Below are 18,038 nucleotides of genomic sequence, written 5' to 3'. Positions count from 1 at the left end.
GCCAGCATGCTGTCTTTACCTTGAGTCATTTTGACAACGCGCGCACAGCCCATGCAGCTCAAGTTGCTGGTGGGCCAGGGTAAAGCCAGTAGTTTGGATGCTGCGCGCGAGCTCTAGCATGATGTGCTTTTTGATGCCAATTTCCTTGACGGTAAGACAGCGGTCACATATCAGGAATTGCGGCGTCTCATGCTGATGATCACAGGCAATATGAGCGCACGCGACATACAGGCTGGCTGTTTCGAGCTTGTGCACCAGTTTTTCATGAATCAGAAAATCCAATATGCGGTAAACCGACATAACGGGCAGCGATTCATTGAACCGCGTTTTATATCTTTCCGCAATTTCATAAGCGGAAAGCGGTATTGGGGAGCTGAGCAGCACGACAAGTACATTTCTACGCTTGGGCGTTAATTTAGCACCTGCCGATGCGCATGCTTCTTGTGATTTCTGGATGATATGGTCAATATCGGCGGACATTTTTGTTCATTTCCCATGACTCAATAAACGAACAAGCAGTATTCATAGCGGGCTCAAACGAAATCCAAGGTAAGCAGTAGTCGTACTTCGCCTGGATCAAGCGTGGGAGAACGATGAATCACACCATGGCTTCCTTGTTCATCCCATCGGTCACCTTTCAGCAAGGCAATTTCCCCTTCCTGCAAGCATTGGATGGGGGTTTGCCCAGCAAATCTGCCTGCCTTTTCATTAAACTCATTGCAAGCTGCAAGCATAACATGATCCATGGATTTGTGATCCAACCATTCCGTGCCTTTGCCAGCATAGGTTGTGATCAAACGGCATGGCACTTTGTCCGTATGGAAACGGGGGCACATGGTTTTGGCAAGCACGTTCAACCGTAAACCGACATTGGCCAAATCGAACAAGCAGGCAAACATCTCGACCACCCAGCCTACATCCTCAGCAAAGGCACTCAACGTGGGATGCGGAGGCAACATGGTTTTCAGGGTTGCTCTCGCGTACGTCACATTGATTGGCTGTGCCAACTCAAAACCAACATATTCTTGGCACACATGAGCGGCATAGCGTTTGATATCGACACCCAGCACACGCTGCAAAATGCACAAATGGATGTGCCTATCGTAGATACGCGTGCATATCTCTGGCTCATGGCCTACCGCACTCATCCCTTCCTTTGCTGAGAAGTGGCCGGGTAAGCCAACTCGCTGTGTAGACGTACGCATATCAACCCCTGTCCCAGGAAGGAAAGGGATCCTGCAATGTTGACCAATAGGTTTTGCCAGCCTGAAGTTCGGCATCGCTCAGCAGGCATTCGTCTAACCATTGGCGGATCGCTTGTTCGTCAAGATGTTGTCCGATGAAGACCAGCTCCTGTCGCATATCACCAAATGGTTCCACCCACTGTTCCCGGATCGATGCCAGATCATCTTCATGCTGGGGCCATTGCGATTTTGGCACTGCTTTCCAGAACATTCCGCCATAGCCATAACGTGCGATACCCCCTGCCTGATTCCATTGCCCGGCATAGTCAGGCCGCGTCGCCAACCAAAAATAGCCTTTTGAGCGCAGTAACTTGCCCTCTGTCCAAGGTTGATGGAGAAAATCGTAAAAGCGTTGTGGGTGAAACGGTTTCCTCGCTGTGTAAACAAAGCTGCTGATACCGTATTCCTCGGTCTCTGGAATATGTTCGCCACGTAATTCCTTGAGCCACCCTGGGGCTTGTTGGGCGCGCTCAAAACTGAATCGGCCGGTATTCAACACTTTGGTTAATTCAACTTGCCCATTCTCGATCGCGATGATCTCAGCTTGCGGATTGAGGCACCGTAAAATGCCTTGTAGCTTTGTCAACCCGTCCGAAGTCACCAGATCGACCTTATTGATCAAAATGACATCACTGAACTCGACCTGATCGACCAGCAAATCGGCTACGCTCCGTTCATCATCCTCGCCAAGACTCTCTCCCGTCTCTTGCAGCATTTTCGCTTCGTCAAAATCATCAAGAAAATTGACCGCATCGACCACAGTGACTAGGGTATCCAGCCGCGCGATATCCGATAGACTGACGCCATTCTCATCCGCAAAAGTAAACGTTTCTGCAATCGGCAATGGCTCAGAGATGCCAGTAGACTCGATTACCAGATAATCAAATTTTCTTTCCGCAGCCAGCTTGCGCACCTCAATCAAAAGGTCTTCGCGCAATGTGCAGCAAATACAGCCATTGCTCATCTCGACCAATTTTTCTTCGGCACGGTTGAACGCGATTTCTTTTTCGATCGTTGCTGCATCGATATTGATCTCGCTCATGTCATTTACGATGACCGCCACGCGCAGACCCTGGCGATTATTGAGGATATGATTCAAAACCGTGGTTTTACCCGCGCCCAGGAAACCCGAAAGAACTGTCACAGGTAAGCGGAAGGAAGAATTATCAGGCGCATTTAAAGTAGCCATGCAAAGGAACTCCAGAATCATTAGATAATGTTATGATACAACATAACATATATAAATTAAGTATTTTTACTGTTTAAATGGGTCTTATTTTCATGAAAAAGGGTGATAGCACGGAAGAAACATACCTCGCCAGCTCGAAAAGCTATACGCTAATCAAAATAACACCAACCTTTGAAAAAGCTGAGATTAAGCCGATTTACTCATAAATTCTGATATTTTGTCGTATTTTGTTGCTTTCTGGGAATGAACCGGTTATTTTCCTGGTTAAACACTTTTATGGCTTATCATGACACAACGCATCGCATTGGTCACTGGTGCATCCAGTGGCATTGGTAGAGCGACCGCTTTATTACTTGCCAACAACAACTATTATGTCTTCGCCATGGCAAGACGCATGGATCGATTAGAACAGATCCGCTCCGATCGGATCGAGCCTATTCACTTGGATGTGACTGATGCAGCCGCTATCGAGGCAGCGGTAAGCCATGCCATGGCCACCAAAGGACGGATCGACCTGCTCGTCAATAACGCGGGATACGGTCAGCTGGGGGCGATCGAATGCGTTTCCATGGAAGCAGCCCATCGCCAGTTTGAAGTCAATGTTTTTGGTTATGCACGTTTCATGCAGGCGGTATTGCCGCATATGCGCGCGCAGAAATCAGGCTGCATTATCAATATTGCTTCGATTCTAGGCAAAATCTCCATTCCGGGTTTTGGTTGGTATGCGGCTTCCAAGCACGCGATAGAAGCCTTATCGGAGACCTTGCGCGGTGAAGTCATGAAATTGGGTATCAATGTCATGGTAATCGCGCCTGGCCTGATCAAAACTGAATTTGCCGAAAAAGAATTTGAATTACTCAAAACTGTCGAACATCCCCCTGCCTATCAAAAATTACTCACTGCACTGCCGCGTCTTTTGTCGGGAGAACCACTAGCACCCGGCCCGGAAATCATTGCTCAGGCCGTGCTCGATGCCGCTACGGCTTCCTTTCCCCCGATGCGGCATGCTTTACCACTGGACGCCAAAACAGCGGTGGTAGCGAGGTGGTTACTCGGAAGCCGCCTTTTTGACTGGACAGTCAGGCGCAAGATGAGAATTTAGAACTAAAACTTACCTTGCGATGCCCAAAATGCCCATTTTTCTACTGCCACAGCAGGCTTGTCACTCTTTTATCCATCACATCCTCATTAAAGACGACTTGTGCGATCGGCGTATCGGCGCAAGCAACCCCATAACAAACATGTAACGGCAAAAGATGCTCTTCTCTCGGGTGACAAAATCGTGCGGAAGGTGCCTTTTCCCATTCAAGCAATCGCTGTTCGCGCTCTATCAGCGAAATCGCTGGATGAGCGCAGGTTTCGATCAGCCAGTCGTCAAATTCAATGTTTTCTTTGATACCATTCATGCCTCCCGAGAAAAATGTTTTAAGGTTATGAAACGACATGCCTGATCCGACAATCAAAATCGGTTGCTTTCTTAATGCAGCGAGTGCTTTTCCTAGTGCGATATGTGCTGCAGGGTCCAAATTCTTGAGAAGGGATAGCTGAATGCAAGGGATCTGCGCTTGCGGGTACATCAGCTTAAGCGGCACATACATGCCATGATCGAAACCTCGCTGTTCATCGATTTGTGCGGGAATTCCGCTGTCCATTAACAGCGCGTGTACTTGTTTTGCAAGCTGAGGATGGCCTGGCGCAGAATACCGTATTTGATAAGCTTCGGCAGGGAAGCCGTAGTAATCGTAGATGATTCCAGGCTGCCCCCCACCTGTAACCGTCGCTCGCTCTTCCTCCCAATGCGCACTGATGACTAAAATCGCAGAAGGCTCAGCCAGCTTGTCTGCGATTTCTTTCAGAAATGCAACCATCTTCTCATGTTGGCTATCCCCCAAAATCGGCAATGGCCCGCCACCATGCGGGAGATACAAAACGGGTGAAAGCGCTTCAGACGATTGGTTGACCATTTCTTTCTCCTGCTAATGGTAAATGGATAGCGCTGCAATGAATGGCGCATCTGGGAGAGATCCTTCCTTGCAGGTCAGTCTAATTAGACTGACAATTTCTTCGTAATCTCAGCGACATGCGCGCCCTGGAAGCGTGCGATCGTCAATTCGTTCGCCGACGGCTGTCGGCTTCCATCACCCCCCGCAAGCGTACTCGCCCCATAAGGCGATCCACCGGTAATTTCGTCCATGTTCATGATCTCTTGGCAAGAATAGGGGACACCCACGATGATCATACCGTGGTGCAGCAAGGTGGTATGGAATGAAGTAATGGTGGTCTCTTGCCCACCATGTTGCGTCCCGGTAGACGTGAAAACACTGCCCACTTTGCCGATTAAACCACCACTCAGCCATAACCGGCCCGTCTGATCAAGAAAATTACGCATCTGCGCGCACATATTGCCAAAACGGGTGGGCGTCCCAAAAATGATAGCATCATAATTTGGCAGTTCATCCACCGTTGCGATTGGAGCGGCTTGATCGAGCTTGGCCCCAACCTTACGGGCCACTTCTTCCGACATGAGTTCCGGTACACGTTTGATGGTGGCGTCTGTTCCGCCAACGCTGTCGGCACCTTCAGCCACTGCCTTCGCCATGGTTTCGATATGGCCATACATGCTGTAATAAAGGACAAGGATTTTTGCCATGGTGTGTCTCCTGATTGAGTAGGGTCGTAAAATAGGAATAGCTTGAACTCGTCTAAAGATTAGCACTCATTCAAGGGTTAATCTGCCTCTTCAACTTTAACTTGCCGTCTTGCAAGTCGCGCGTTGGGATGACAGAGCGATCCAGATCGCCTTTTAGCGTTTCAAATAGATCTTGCATGAATACGCGATTACCGATATGCCACGAGTGATCGAAAGATCCAAGCAGTACAGCCTGATCCTCACTCCTTACCGCAGCATCCGTATTCAGCAGATTAAAGTAATCTGAGCAGTCGACATCGACAGCTTTAACCGGCACATTGAAAGGCAATCCAACCCGGCCGACGCGGGGCGCAATGCCGACGCGTTTGGCGTTTGACAGCTTCAGCGCAGAATCATGCTGATTAAAGTAATTCGTCAATCTCGTACAGTGCCGATACAGAGATTCCGTCGAACTGTTACCGTCATGCATCGAGTTTGATGATACATCTGCCGCGATGAAAACAATTTGACTGACAAGCCAGGCATTGTTAGGCAATGCCACATCATCCGCATCGTCGAAAGCTTCGCGTATAACGTATGCCCCCGTTGAATGGCCAAGCAGATGCACATTGATCGTGCAGTCGACAGTTTGATGCAGCGAAAGCAGTGCGATCCCATCAGATACCAATTGCATGGCAGACCGCTTGGCATCATGCCGATCTTCAAGGTAATTGAGCGCTTTATTGTCGCTTGGCCAGCAAAACGTCATGATCTCGCCCTTAAAGCCCACCTTGCTTAGATCATGTTTTAATTGATCATGGCGATCAGTGATGATCTTAAGGTCATTATTGTAGCCATGTACAAAAACCAGCAAATCTCCTCTGTCCAGCGCCTCGTTTCGCGCATCTTTGCCCCAAATCGCGGCCTTGCGCAACGCTTTTACCCACAGCGTCTTGGAAATTTCATGGGCAGGGGCAGGTATCTCTCCAATGGGTACACGTAAATATCGGGATGGGCCTGGTTCTGGTATGAATTTCCCACTTTTGGTAGCGCGTGCGCAAAGAATAAATCGATGATCGTTCATGACGTACCTCCTTCGCTGATTGGGTCCGACGCTACGAATCAGGTGCACACGCCAGACCGAAATTGGGACAAGCACATTAGGAGCGCATTCCTCTTTCCTTCATCATCCACCTGCCAGCCACTTGCATCGTACAATCTGCTGGCTCGTGCTGTACGTCACACCCTTAGCCGCGGCCAAACCGCGGCCGAACATCAACACCTGGATGAGCAAGGTTACCGCACATCGAAGCTTTACGCCCACCATTTCATGCTGATTCGCTGATACCTTGCAGGAAGCAGCACTTCCAATGATTGTATGTCGGCAGAAAGAGAAGTCAATTGATAATTGCGATGGACGTGAACTCAATAATTATCACCCTCGGTGGTTACCGAGGATTTTCTTTGTATCACGCTGCCGTGAGTTGGGGTTCCCGCCACATAGCTGCAATGGGGGGCCCACCAGGACCGAATGTAAGCGTTCGAATAACCTGAAATCCATGCCGCCGATAGAATGATATATTGCGAGGATGCGTAGCCTCCAAGTAGGCCGGCATTTTTTCGCGGTCACAACGCTCGAGCATGACGCGCAGCAGCGCGGCGCCCAAACCTTGTGATTGGCAATCGGGATGGACGCCAATCATGTAAAGATAATAATGGGGGACTACTGGGTGAGCCCATTTCATTGTTTCGAATCCACGGCTTAATCGCATGAAGCGACGGATACCGCAGATGCGGACATAGAGTGGAATCAGCATGCATTCCTGCCAGAAGGTCAGTTGCCACTGATCGTGACGAGCCCAAAGTGCGACACCCGCACCATTCATGGCGGCAAATGTCATGCCGTAGAAACAATAGATATCGAGCGCCCGTTTGAAACCGGCATGCATCGCCCAATCTCGGCGTGAGTCAGCGCGAATACAATATCTCGCTACGGGGTCATTATCGAATGCAGCGGCTAGCGTTGTAGCCAGCACCGAATTTTCTGTGCATTCGGCTCGATGAATCATCGGCTCTATTGGTAAGCTAGGCATATATTTTAGGCAAGTAAAAATGGGGTTACTTACACCCACTGATAGTCACTGATAGTGATAAGGCGCCTGATGCCATTAAAATAAATTCATGTAAGCCTCTTTAATCAGATACAGATTTATTGTGCCCAGTTAAGGGTATGCATGTCCATCATCGGGTTCAACTGATTTGATAAAGAAGGAATCAATGTCTATCACATTTGTTCGATTAGGCAGCGCTCAAGAAGCCGGAGAGGGTCTGCGGATCAGAGCGGCGCCGATTCGCAGACCGAAGAGTACAAATCTGATTTTCTAAGGCTTGCTGGTCACAATAGGGCTCGCGTTGAGAAATCCCCAAATAAAGTCCGTTTGCATCACCAGCATGTTAGGTCGACTGTTATTATCATTGTAGAACCAGAATGGGTCGGGAACACCATGGTGGCTGCGTGCATAGCCAAAATCGGTCAGGTTACGCTCGAAAACGGACAACGCAAGAAAATTGGCTGAGCCGTCACTATTCAATGCTGCGCCCGCCCTTGCATGGCAGCTAATACAGCTTGAACCATCCATAAAACCCGCTTCGGTAACTGAATTACCCAACAGGGTCGGCTGGCCAATAGAATTGACAAACTCTACTTGCGAACCCTTGAGGCGAAAATTACGCCAGGCGACATCCTCTGGATCGGGCTCAACCTGACTTGTGCTGCTTCCGCTGCCGACATTCAGCGCGGTGAGCAACTTATCCCATTCTGGACGGATTATTTCCAACGGATAACCCTGATCAGGATTAAATACGATGCTGGGTGAATTCAATTGATCGCTCCGCTGATTGGGCTTGACATAATTGGCAGCGGTGCCGACCGGGCGATTCTTGTCGCTGCTTGCATAGCCATAGGCGTCATTGCAACCGGTGATATCGCAACGACCCGGCAAACTGATGTGTTCGAAAGTCGTCCATACCCAATTTGGGATGTCTTTGGAGGAAATATGGAAGGCGACCAGGTGATGGATACCGTCAAGATTGCACGTCAGTGGAGATTTGCTGATTCCGAGCGCTTGCAGATCAATCTGTGTCTGCAACAATTTGCTGATGTACTGCTTGGGATCATCCGGCAGCCCCAAGGCGATAGCGAGATCATGGTGCAGCCAGTTGCTCTTGATCATGATGGCATCCGGTGGCAAATCCACCCGGGAAAGCATACCCGCTTTCCCCCCGTAAGCAGATTGGTTGACGCGGCGATAGGGTGCTTCTGTTTGCAGATTTATCTGGTTTGCCTTAAAAACATCGACCACCCCATTGGCGTTATACAAATTATTGGTAAATAGATAATCATGGAATACCTGGTTGCGTATCGTCAACTCAGCGTTGGTCTGGCGGATGACGCGGCCGGTACTTTCGGCATCGGATGGATTAAATTTCTTGATGATGTCTGCCACCAGATCTTCGATCTTGCCATTGACGGGTACCGCAGAGCAGGAAGGGGGAGGTGCATCAGCCGTTTTCTTGGTCGACTGGAGTTTGATCATGCGACTAAGCGGATGCAGCGCATCATGAAAGGGTAGGCGAGTATCACGCTGCAAAGCAGGATCACGCGCGAGTGTATGTGCTTCTTCAGTCAAAGCTTCCGTCAAACGCTTGAGTTTGGCAGTATGCTGAGTACCCGGATAAACTGGGCAATGATTGGGATCGTTGTTAGCCGAACCCGGCTGGCAACATGCATCCTTGCCGGGCCTCTGGTCAGCTTGACAAAGTGCATAAGGCTGAGCCGGCCAGTTGTCGTTCTCATCAGCCCAGTTTGACCAGAATTTATCCTGAATCACCTCAGCAAAGAGCTTCCACGAAAACATATCGGGACATGTCATGGCTGCATTACTCAGCGGCTTGCCAGTACTGCGGTTGATCGCTATCAGTTCACCGTTTTTGACAACCATCGAACAGTATTCGGCATCCTTAACCGCTGCCTGGAAATAGAGGATGGAATCAATAGAGGTAGGTTTATAATTTTCTGCGTAAACGGGAAAGAATGCACTTATAACGAAGTAAATCAGGATACGAAGCAAGAAGCGAGAACGTAAGATCATATTGTTTCCTTCTAATGAAATTGGATGGATAGCGCTTGCTAAAGGATCGTAGAATGAAACCGTTACAGAGCTTACTTTGAAAATAGCCCTTTCTATGCGCTTAATCTCGGCTATTCTCACACAAGTCTGTGTTAGCGCATCCTCACTTTTTATTAAAAATTGAGTATACGCGCACCGTGTATTGTTATGAAATCACCTTATCATTTTCTATGAATCGGACTGCCTACAACGCTATTGCAAAGCAGTGGCATGCTGCCAGAAAAACATTTTTTGGGCGTGAGCGGGCATACCTCGATACCTTCCTTGCCGAACTTCCGGCTGCTTCTCTTATACTGGATGCTGGCTGTGGTACCGGACGCCCGATGGCCGCCTACGCCATCAAACGCGGTTGGTCAGTGATCGGCATAGATCAATCCGAAAATATGCTGGCGATTGCAAAAGCGAACTATCCAAAGGAAAGATGGGTTCTTGGCAAGTTAGAGAAATATCCTTTTGAAGCGCCTTGCGGAGGCATCATCTGCTGGGATGCGCTATTTCATATTGAGCGAAATTTTCATGAAGCGATACTCGGTCGCATGGCAAACTGCTTGCTTGCCAATGGCGCGCTCATGCTCACTGTTGGAGGCTCGGAGCATCCACCCTTCACGGATTACATGTTGGGTCAAGAATTTTTCTATGACTCTTTTCCTCCCCACAAAATACTTAACGTGCTAACTGATCTGGGTTTTCATATGCTTATAAGTGAATTCATGAATCCACCGACCACCGGCCGTGACAAAGGAAGATATGCGATCGTTGCAAAAAAACGCTAACCGATACTGGGAAAGAATCAATCCAGTAGGTTATGTCGTCTTTTCCTGAATCTCAATTTCTTTTGCAAGATAATCTGCTGCAAGATCAGCTGCTTCCTGGAAAATATTCACCACACGCGTAACACCTGCTTTCTGTAAAGCCAGAGCATGCTCGTCATCTCGCACCAGCCCCACGATACGTCCGTTAAACCCAGCTTCTTTAAGGGCATGCAGCAATGATCGATTAGCGTTCCACTCCGGTATCGTTGTGACGATCCAATCAACTTTTGCAAACGGTAACGAACCAAGAAATGCAGGATCTTCTGCATCTCCAAATCGTACAGGCATATTTCGATGCCTCAATGCCCTGACAGCTTCGGGATCAAAATCCACTCCCAATACACCCACGCCATGATGATGTAAATGCTTCAGTACCCTGGCACCATAGCGCCCTAGACCAAAAATGATGATCTTGGGATCGTTCTCTACCAAGTGTTGCTGCTCTACCGCAATCTCCCGGTAGGGATGGGTACGCTCGAACAGACTTAGCCAATGCGTCAAGGATTCATACAAACGTTGTGAGTATAAAATCATATAGGTGGATAAGGCGATCGTTACCACGCCAACGAGCGTCGTCAGGCCAAGCGCGTCCTGCTCCAAATGACCGAGGCTGATTCCCATGACGATGAATACAATGGAGAACTCACTTATCTGCGCCACCGTCAATCCAGCTAAAAAACCAGTTCGTTTGCGATAACCCATATACCCCATGATCGCCATCACTATGATCGGGTTACCGATCAAAACGAATAGCGATAAAATAACAGCAGATCCAATTTCTGCGCCAAGCACAGAGAAATCGAGCTTTGCACCTAAGTTGATGAAAAAGAACAGTAGTAAGAAATCACGGATACCCGTCAAACGGGCGCTGATAGCATCGCGAAAATGAGTTGAGGCCAGCAAGAAGCCAGCTAGAAAAGCACCAGCTTCCTTGGAAAAACCGGCCCATTCACCCAGGGCCGCCAAAAAAGTGCCCCATGCAATGGCAAAAATGAGCAGCAGTTCTTGCGATCGAGCAACGTACCTCACCAGTGAGGGCACAATGTACCACATGACAATAAACATCAATAGTGCTGTGAGACTAATACGGGCAATTAACGACGCGATAATCACCCAGCCACTCGAATCAACTACCGCATCTCCCCCCCTCACCGCACTCATTACCATCATAGCTAACACTACCGCAATATCCTGTACAATCAAAAAACCCACTGCGATACGGCCATGCAAGGCGTCGAGTTCTCGTTTATCAGTCAGCAACTTGACAATAATAATCGTGCTAGAGAAAGTGAGTGCAATGGCCACATAAAGCGCCGTCAGCCAATCCTTCCCAAGCAAGAGGATTAGCAAGAACCCAAAAACGATGGTGAAAACCAGTTGACCTAATCCTGTTGCCAATGCAACCGGGCCGATATGCCGTACATGTTGGAGATCCAGCTTCAACCCAACCAGAAAAAGCAGAACAGCAACACCGATTTGAGCGAGTAAATCGATTTGATCATGCGCTTGCACGAAAGAGAAACCTGCAGGGCCGACAAGAATCCCTACCAGGATATAAGCGATGAGTACTGGCTGTCGTAAATGAACAGCAATCACCCCCACTATACTTGTGATGATCAGTAAAAAAGCAAGCTCTGCAAAGGGTTCATGCACGATATAAATACCTTATTTCCTATTTCTTTGAGCATTTCTTGAAGAATATTAATTATGGATTATAGAGCAGTGCGTAATTTGAGCTGACCAATCAGCAAATTAAATAAACGCTAAAATAATTTAGCCCTCTGCAATTCGCAACATTACTTGACAGAGATAGCCCTTTGCTTTAGTTTTTGCACCCTGCTTCAGGTGCCCCTCGCAATAATGCTTGGGGTGAAACGGGAAGCTGGTGCATCCCGCAAACTAGGATAAAGCCAGCGCTGCCCCCGCAACGGTAAATGAGTCAATAATCTGCCACATGCCACTGTGTATTGCACGGGAAGGCGCAGATAGGGGATCGAGGATCCACTCATAAGCCCGGAGACCGGCCTGAAGAAATATCAGGTATTGCGGAGGGCAATGTGCCATACGTTTGTTTCTCTTCGCATGACCCACATCCAATCAATGCTATCGCGCGGGTGTGCGCGGAGGAAAATTTAATGAAAACAATCCCTTTATTGGGTGTCGGCTTATCTCTTGGTATAACTGCACCCGTATTTGCTAACAATATTCAGGCACCCGTCATTGTCACGGCAACGCGTACCGCACAGACAACCGATGAAACGCTTGCATCCGTCAGCGTCATCACACGTGCCGATATTGAACGCTTACAGGCACGCTCCATGGAAGATCTATTGCGTGGCATACCTGGGCTAAATATTGCTAATAGCGGTGGCCCAGGCAAACAAACATCCTTTTTTCTGCGTGGCACTGAAGCGGATCACGTGTTAGTTCTGATCGATGGTATTAAAGCCGGTTCTGTCACTTCAGGCACGACTTCCTTCGAAAATTTACCTCTTGATCAAATCGACCGCATCGAAATCGTTCGTGGCCCTCGCTCGAGCTTATATGGCTCAGAAGCGATTGGCGGTGTTATCCAGATTTTTACGCGCAAAGGAGGCGGTAAACTTAAACCAAGCTTGAGCCTGGGGGGAGGTAGTTATCGTTCAATCAATGGTTCCGTTGGATTGTCAGGAGGTGGAGAAAAAGGGTGGTTTAACCTAAATGCGAGCGGTATAGGCACACGCGGTTTCAATGCCTGCACCGGTTCGGAAAGTGCAGGCTGCTTTATTACTGAGCCAGAAAATGATAAAGATGGTTATCGAAATCTGGCGGGTACTTTACGAGCGGGCTATCGATTCGACAACCGCCTGGAAGTGGATGCTCACTTGTTGCATAGCGCTGGAGAAACCCAATTTGATGGGAGCTTCATTAATCGCTCCAAAGTGATTCAACAGACATTCGGTGGATCGATCCGTTATTCACCATTCGCATTCTGGCATCTCAATATGACTGGGGGGCGTAGCTTTGAAAAATTGGATAGCTTCAATAGAAACATTTTCGTCAGCCAATTCGATACTGTTCGTGATTCATTATTTCTACAGAATAATTTTTCGATAAATCAACAGCATGTTTTAACTACAGGTGTTGATTATTTAAACGACCAAATCAGAAGTACCATTGATTTTACAGAGACATCTCGGAAAAACTGGGGAATCTTTGCTCAGCATCAAGCGGCTATCGCTGCACACAATATGCAATTCTCTTTGCGTTGGGATCATAACGAACAATTTGGTAACTGGCTGACAGGCGGCCTGTCTTGGGGATACGCCATTACGCAGTATCTCAGATTGAATGCAAATTTCGGCAATGCTTTCAGAGCACCCACATTCAATGAATTGTATTTCCCCGGTTCAAACAATCCCAACCTCAGGCCAGAAGAGTCGCGCAGCTTCGAAATCGGCGTAACTGGCTCCTCACGTCTTGGCAAGCTATCGCTCAATGTATATGAAACGCATATCAGCAACATGATTGCTTTTGATGCCGCGACCTTTACGCCAACCAATATTGGTCAGGCACGTATCCAAGGGCTGGAAAGTGTTTTTAGCACCCAATTAATCGGTTGGAGTTTCGTTGCCAATCTCACTTTGTTGAATCCTGAAAACACTTCCTCAAGTGAAGATAAGGTGTTACCTCGTCGCGCCAAACATATTTTCAGGATCGATACGGATCGACAGTTTAACAAATACCGCCTGGGTGCCTCATTTCTAGCAGAAAGTAAGCGCTTTGATGATTTGGCAAATAATCATCCGATCAATGGTTATACTAGGGTAGATCTGCGAGCGGAATACGCTTTTGCCAAAAATTGGCGTTTACAAGCACGCCTAGAGAATCTTTTTAATGAACATTACGAAACAGCTGCTTTTTTTAATCAACCCGGAAGAAATATTTTCTTTACGCTACGCTATCAATCCTGAATACTTATCAGCAAGGAAATACTTTCAACCATTCGCCAATAACCAACCTTAATTATCATGAATGAAACGCCTAATCGTGAGCAACGCTATCGCCAGCGCATGCAGCGTAAAAAAGAAATTATCGATGCAGCTATTGCCAAAGCTGATCAAGAAAAAGGCTTGCTTCTAATCCATACAGGAAATGGCAAAGGTAAATCCAGCGCGGCATTCGGAATGGTCGTACGCGCATTAGGTCATGGAATGCGGGTTGCGGTAGCGCAATTTATTAAAGGTCGCTCGGATACCGGTGAGGAAGCTTTTCTGCGCCAACAACCCGATGTCACTTGGCTTGTCCTGGGAGAAGGCTTTACATGGGATACACAAGATCTCGCACATGATATAGAAACCGCTCAGCGCGGATGGTCAATGGCTAGAGGGTTTCTTCAAGATCCGTCAATTGATCTTGTTGTTCTCGACGAACTCACTTATCCAGTGAGTTACGGTTGGATCGACCTGGCGTTCGCCCTGGAAGATCTTAAAAAGAGGCCCGCCATGCAGCACGTTATCATCACGGGGCGCAATGCACCAAAGGCGTTTTGCGAGGCAGCCGATACCGTTACTGAATTTTGCAATGTAAAACATGCCTTTTACTCGGGCATCAAAGCACAACGCGGGATAGATCTGTAATAGATCTATCCCGCGTTAGCTGCTATTTTCTAACTACTACAACTAGAAACTAGATCCGTTGATTTACATCAATGATGATGTCCATGGCTATGGCTATCATCCTTATCTTCATCATCATCATGATGATCATGATCGTCACTTTGATCATGACTATCGCTCTCCGATCCTTTGGCACCTTGTGGAACAAAACGAGCTCCTTGCGTCTCATACCCAGGAATAGCCACAAAAACAGCTACAGCAGTGTCAGATGTGATTTTAAAATCACCCTTTGCTCTCATCATATTTGCAAATACTGGTTCAAGTGTCACTGATTGTCTCTTCCCATCCTTACCTTCTTGGATATTAGCCTTTCCCTGGCCGCCACGTGCTGGTATTGGCTTGTCCCCATGATCTGTTATATACAACTTTAGTTCTCCATCTTGAGCTACCAGTTCTAAATGAAAGGGCCCGGCTGCACGTAGCTGACCACCGTGAGGTGCTTCCACAGTAGCTAAATACTCATCAGTATGTGCCATTGTGAAATAGGGCACCATCAGCGCACTTAGAAAAACAGATGTAACGACTAGTCTTCTCATTTATTTCCTCCTAGGTTTATTGATTAAGATAAGGATCGTGAAACGATAACGATTTTGCAACATCAGTGTACATGATCACTTGGTGGAGGAAGAATCTCTTTCTCACTGTTAAGTTGAACCAGTTGTCGTGTCAGAAAATTTATATCTTCCCACCCATTTTCATCTATACCAGGGATCCATCTTGCACGCAAGTAGCCAAAGCGATCTATCAAAAATTCTAAATGCTCTGGAATGATGCCCTCGCCCAAGATATCGGGATGAGTGAGCGTTCTTCGATATAAAATATAGCTATTCTTTATTTCTAATGCACCTTCTGTTACGACTGGAAACGGTATATCTTCCGCTATCTCCATGATCTCTTGATTATCTAGTTGATTCATTGGAACAGCTAGCACAATTGTGTTGAGTTCACTCAATCGGCTATACGCCGCTTTTAACTCTTCCAATCTCTCATCAGATTGTGGCCATGTAAATAGCACAAGTACCACATTTTTTTTCTGACGAAAATCTTTCAGATAACCACTGGAACCATCATGAGCAAAATAAGAAAAAATCGGAGGGCCAATTGAAGGTTTCTCAGCAACCACTTGTGGACTGAGTAAACGCGCTTGATAGCCTCTCGACATGGCGTGCATATAATTAACAACATCCCAACGATCTTCTTCCGTTAAATTACTAGAAAAACCTGGCATACCCGTTTCAGCTATACCATAGGTCAACCAGTGAAAGAAATCACCCGCAGTGTGTCTTGCGGTATGGGGCTCAGTCAATAAATCAGCGGGTGGCGGATTGAATGCTTTAGCAGCTATACCATTGCCTTTACCTTGTGGGCCATGACAGGTTGTGCAATTCTCAGCAAAAAATACCGAACCATTTGATATGGAAATGGCATCAAATGGAACGGGTGTATTCTGATAAGTTTCTGGATAAGCATCAATTGCCAGTGGTGGTAAAGCCACAGCAGCAGATGCAACTACCAGCGCCACTGGAATCCCGATTTTCTTTTTCTTTTCCCAATTATTTTTGATACCCAGCCAAATCGAACCCGCTGCCATTAAAAACAACGCGACCCCACTCCAAAAGAAAAGTGGAACATTTGGCTCATCCCAAGTAGCATCGATTGAAAATCTAAAGGAATAAGGCCAATTCTCTACCATTGCATGCTTCGCAGGAATGGTGTTAGCTAAAATAGTTGCAAGCAATACTAAAATGACGGCCAGGACAAATTCGATCCCCACCCATTTTTTGAGATGTTCGCCACCACTTTGAACTTGTTCAACATTGCTGGTCTGCGTAAACAATGGCAGCCATTTTGAGCGTGCCCGATAAGCTATAACCAAAACAATTGCTAAAACTGAAAGCTTTATGTTGATCAACCAACCATAAGAACTGGCAACCAGTGCATGATAATCCTCTTCAATCATGCGATCAGCAACGATCACACCCGTAGCAATTATGATAACCATAGCGGGTAAAGCAATCGATGAAAATTTCTTTAGGCTCTCGATGCTTAATAAATCTAATGGCTTATCGGGTTCTTTCTTACTGAATATGATCAGTAAGAATGCCGGTAACGCACCAAACCAAATACCTGCCAAGAGGATATGCAACGCATAGGGCAGTATAGAGATTACAGACATCTCCTCAGCTGCCGAATGACTCACGAGTGAACCCGCTATCAAGGGCAACGCTGCTGCACCGGCACACAGGATGTAATGCCATCTCACTCTGTACACATGTTGAAGATATAAAATCACAGCTAACAAAATTAAAGCAAAAACTGCTCTTGTAGCCCACATGTGTCCTACGCGTGTCTGCTGCACTATTTCTAGCCACGCACCTGGTCGCCAAGTATTAGCTACAATACCCGTCGCTTCTCCCGTCGTGGTAGCTAAAATACCTAATAATCCAATAAGGATTACACCAACCATCCAAGGGAACCCGCGCTCTAAACGGGTCGCCCAAGAACTTTCAAATACAGCTCTCTGCTGTCCAGCTATTGCAAGAAAAACACAACTTCCAAAAATTATCAGATTAGCAACAAGCTGAGACCATCGAGCGAATGTAGCAACAATCTCAATCATCTTCTTTAACTTTAGCCTTTACTGTGTCAGAAATTGTGAAATTATATTCAGAATCAACCACATGACCATCTACCGAGAGCACCCTGAATTTTACTGTATAACGTCCCACAGGTATTTCAGGTAACTCCAGAACTATTGATTTGGGATCTTCTGGATGCACAGCGACTTTGTTATCGGTTATTGACTTTTTATCTTCATCTAGTACTGAAAGTGATGCAAAGGCCGCCTCAATTTCCTCATTAAACCAAAGACGAACTTGTGTAGGTGCTGTAGATAATACTGCTCGACGTGCAGGCTCGGCCTTAACTAAAGAAGCATGCGCAAAAACCTGATCTGTATGCACCAAAGTCATTATCATTATTATTATCGGTAATGTAAAAAAACGCTTTAACAGTGATACCGTCCATTTTATTCTCATTTAAGCACTCCTCATTTTAGTCTGACACATCGACAATTTATTATTTTGTTAGATTGCCGAGTAAAAGCATGGTTCTCTTTAATGATTGTAAATAGTAATTTGTATGGCTACGCAGCTTCGGTATTATTTTTATTACTACCACCACTGCGCATGAAGAAGAAGCCGACGCCCGCTATCAGTAGGACTGCACCAATGATATAAGGCATATTTGATTTACCCCCTGTTCCCACTGCAAATGGGAAGCGGGATACATATTCAACACCTTCTCCCTTTACTGT

Annotated in this window: 17 protein-coding genes and 1 riboswitch; of the genes, 4 read left to right on the top strand and 13 right to left on the bottom strand. The window is 47.0% G+C overall.

The features are described from left to right. Window positions 1-15: 15 nt before the first annotated feature. From C8R30_RS07750 to zigA, 3 genes are read right to left on the bottom strand one after another with little or no spacing between them, the layout of a single operon-like run. Window positions 16-480, bottom strand: a complete 465-nt coding sequence (locus C8R30_RS07750; protein ID WP_107784603.1) for a Fur family transcriptional regulator — start codon at window positions 478-480, stop codon at window positions 16-18. Between the two features lie 53 nt (window positions 481-533). Beyond that, on the bottom strand, window positions 534-1,205 hold the full coding sequence (locus tag C8R30_RS07745) for a DUF1826 domain-containing protein (protein WP_177182314.1): 672 nt from the start codon (window positions 1,203-1,205) through the stop codon (window positions 534-536). Window position 1,206: 1 nt separating this feature from the next. Continuing rightward, window positions 1,207-2,433: a zinc metallochaperone GTPase ZigA gene (zigA, locus tag C8R30_RS07740; RefSeq protein ID WP_107784602.1), complete on the bottom strand. Its 1,227-nt coding sequence runs from the start codon at window positions 2,431-2,433 to the stop codon at window positions 1,207-1,209. A gap of 286 nt (window positions 2,434-2,719) precedes the next feature. On the opposite strand from zigA, the gene C8R30_RS07735 reads away from it, so the two are divergent. After that, window positions 2,720-3,535, top strand: coding sequence for an SDR family NAD(P)-dependent oxidoreductase (locus C8R30_RS07735; RefSeq protein ID WP_107789903.1), 816 nt, complete (start codon window positions 2,720-2,722; stop codon window positions 3,533-3,535). Between the two features lie 40 nt (window positions 3,536-3,575). Here the strand turns inward: C8R30_RS07735 and C8R30_RS07730 are convergent, their stop codons facing one another. The 6 genes from C8R30_RS07730 to C8R30_RS07705 form a co-directional block, all read right to left on the bottom strand. Beyond that, a complete protein-coding gene (locus C8R30_RS07730; RefSeq protein ID WP_107789902.1) occupies window positions 3,576-4,397 on the bottom strand; it encodes a DODA-type extradiol aromatic ring-opening family dioxygenase in 822 nt (273 codons plus the stop codon). An 83-nt stretch (window positions 4,398-4,480) separates the two neighbouring features. Continuing rightward, a complete protein-coding gene (gene wrbA, locus C8R30_RS07725) occupies window positions 4,481-5,083 on the bottom strand; it encodes an NAD(P)H:quinone oxidoreductase (RefSeq protein ID WP_090668526.1) in 603 nt (200 codons plus the stop codon). Window positions 5,084-5,153: 70 nt separating this feature from the next. Continuing rightward, window positions 5,154-6,146 (bottom strand): alpha/beta hydrolase, encoded by a 993-nt coding sequence (locus C8R30_RS07720; RefSeq protein WP_107784600.1) that lies wholly within the window; start codon window positions 6,144-6,146, stop codon window positions 5,154-5,156. 102 nt (window positions 6,147-6,248) lie between these two features. Then, window positions 6,249-6,389 (bottom strand): hypothetical protein, encoded by a 141-nt coding sequence (locus C8R30_RS15870; protein ID WP_181258718.1) that lies wholly within the window; start codon window positions 6,387-6,389, stop codon window positions 6,249-6,251. A 142-nt stretch (window positions 6,390-6,531) separates the two neighbouring features. Then, window positions 6,532-7,155 (bottom strand): GNAT family N-acetyltransferase, encoded by a 624-nt coding sequence (locus tag C8R30_RS07710; protein ID WP_107789900.1) that lies wholly within the window; start codon window positions 7,153-7,155, stop codon window positions 6,532-6,534. Window positions 7,156-7,443: 288 nt separating this feature from the next. Beyond that, complete coding sequence (locus C8R30_RS07705; RefSeq protein ID WP_107789899.1) at window positions 7,444-9,213, bottom strand: hypothetical protein; 1,770 nt, start codon at window positions 9,211-9,213, stop codon at window positions 7,444-7,446. A 209-nt stretch (window positions 9,214-9,422) separates the two neighbouring features. On the opposite strand from C8R30_RS07705, the gene C8R30_RS07700 reads away from it, so the two are divergent. Beyond that, entirely contained in the window at window positions 9,423-10,025 is a 603-nt protein-coding gene (locus C8R30_RS07700) for a class I SAM-dependent methyltransferase (protein WP_090668515.1), read from the top strand. 30 nt (window positions 10,026-10,055) lie between these two features. On the opposite strand, the gene C8R30_RS07695 is transcribed toward C8R30_RS07700, so the two are convergent. After that, window positions 10,056-11,717, bottom strand: coding sequence for a cation:proton antiporter (locus C8R30_RS07695; protein ID WP_107789898.1), 1,662 nt, complete (start codon window positions 11,715-11,717; stop codon window positions 10,056-10,058). A gap of 173 nt (window positions 11,718-11,890) precedes the next feature. Further along, window positions 11,891-12,107: riboswitch (cobalamin riboswitch) on the top strand. A gap of 92 nt (window positions 12,108-12,199) precedes the next feature. On the opposite strand from C8R30_RS07695, the gene btuB reads away from it, so the two are divergent. Together btuB and cobO are read left to right on the top strand one after the other, a co-directional pair. Next, window positions 12,200-14,017 carry a TonB-dependent vitamin B12 receptor gene (gene btuB, locus C8R30_RS07690; protein WP_090668508.1) on the top strand — a complete coding sequence of 606 codons (1,818 nt, stop codon included), beginning with the start codon at window positions 12,200-12,202 and terminating at the stop codon, window positions 14,015-14,017. A 57-nt stretch (window positions 14,018-14,074) separates the two neighbouring features. Beyond that, on the top strand, window positions 14,075-14,683 hold the full coding sequence (gene cobO, locus C8R30_RS07685; RefSeq protein WP_090668505.1) for a cob(I)yrinic acid a,c-diamide adenosyltransferase: 609 nt from the start codon (window positions 14,075-14,077) through the stop codon (window positions 14,681-14,683). A 68-nt stretch (window positions 14,684-14,751) separates the two neighbouring features. Here cobO and C8R30_RS07680 read toward each other — a convergent pair whose 3' ends face one another. The 3 genes from C8R30_RS07680 to C8R30_RS07670 form a co-directional block, all read right to left on the bottom strand. Next, window positions 14,752-15,258 carry a hypothetical protein gene (locus tag C8R30_RS07680; RefSeq protein WP_090668503.1) on the bottom strand — a complete coding sequence of 169 codons (507 nt, stop codon included), beginning with the start codon at window positions 15,256-15,258 and terminating at the stop codon, window positions 14,752-14,754. 62 nt (window positions 15,259-15,320) lie between these two features. After that, window positions 15,321-17,342 carry a CopD family protein gene (locus C8R30_RS07675; RefSeq protein ID WP_090668500.1) on the bottom strand — a complete coding sequence of 674 codons (2,022 nt, stop codon included), beginning with the start codon at window positions 17,340-17,342 and terminating at the stop codon, window positions 15,321-15,323. Beyond that, on the bottom strand, window positions 17,335-17,760 hold the full coding sequence (locus tag C8R30_RS07670) for a copper resistance CopC family protein (RefSeq protein ID WP_090668497.1): 426 nt from the start codon (window positions 17,758-17,760) through the stop codon (window positions 17,335-17,337). The genes C8R30_RS07675 and C8R30_RS07670 overlap by 8 nt, the downstream gene beginning before the upstream one ends. Between the last annotated feature and the right edge of the window lie 278 nt (window positions 17,761-18,038).

Source organism: Nitrosomonas nitrosa (genome assembly GCF_003051105.1).
In the GTDB taxonomy this organism is placed as follows: Bacteria; Pseudomonadota; Gammaproteobacteria; order Burkholderiales; family Nitrosomonadaceae; genus Nitrosomonas; species Nitrosomonas nitrosa.
This window is presented reverse-complemented; position numbering and strand designations above follow the sequence as displayed.